This window comes from Aquimarina algiphila, assembly GCF_007489275.1.
Lineage (GTDB): Bacteria > Bacteroidota > Bacteroidia > Flavobacteriales > Flavobacteriaceae > Aquimarina > Aquimarina algiphila.
In genome coordinates this window covers 1-263 of the sequence record NZ_VLNR01000235.1, presented here as the reverse complement: position 1 = coordinate 263, position 263 = coordinate 1, and the positions used below count along the sequence as shown (strand labels likewise).

Below are 263 nucleotides of genomic sequence, written 5' to 3'. Positions count from 1 at the left end.
TGTCTTGTCCTAAAATAAGTTGACACAAAATTGACTTATTTATGAAACATTCAGAACAACCAAGGAAGAAGCGTACACAACGAGATTACAATTTAGGCTTTAAATTGGCAATAGTTGCCCAAGTTGAAAAAGGTGAGCTGACCTATAAGCAAGCCCAAAAAGCTTATGGTATACAGGGGAGAAGTACTGTTTTGGTTTGGTTACGAAAACATGGTACCTTAGACTGGAGTAAACCAATTCAACACCAAATGCCAAAATCAAAA

General features: G+C 36.5%; 1 pseudogene. It reads left to right on the top strand.

The window, feature by feature from the left end:
* Positions 1-41: 41 nt before the first annotated feature.
* A pseudogene (locus tag FOF46_RS31155) lies at positions 42-263 on the top strand (helix-turn-helix domain-containing protein); the annotation flags it as partial.